The organism is Paracoccus sp. S4493 (assembly GCF_000967735.1).
GTDB lineage: Bacteria > Pseudomonadota > Alphaproteobacteria > Rhodobacterales > Rhodobacteraceae > Paracoccus > Paracoccus marcusii.
Genome location: NZ_JXYF01000422.1, coordinates 1 through 295, shown reverse-complemented (window position 1 = coordinate 295; position 295 = coordinate 1). Strand labels below are relative to the sequence as shown.

At 65.8% G+C, this 295-nt stretch carries 1 pseudogene; it reads left to right on the top strand.

What is annotated here, in order from left to right:
* Positions 1 to 295: pseudogene (locus TW83_RS18205) on the top strand (UDP-glucose 6-dehydrogenase); the annotation flags it as partial.

Below are 295 nucleotides of genomic sequence, written 5' to 3'. Positions count from 1 at the left end.
TGTCGCTTGGCCTGGACAGCCGCCAGATCATCCAGGGTGTCGGGCTGGATCCGCGCATCGGCGCCCATTACAACAACCCGTCCTTCGGCTATGGCGGCTACTGCCTGCCCAAGGACAGCAAGCAGCTGCTGGCGAACTACAACGACGTGCCCCAGAACCTGATCGCCGCGGTGGTCGAGGCGAACCGGACCCGCAAGGACGTGATCGCCGACGCCATCCTGGCGCGCAGGCCGCAGGTGGTGGGCATCCATCGCCTGGTGATGAAGGCCGGGTCCGACAATTTCCGCCAATCCGC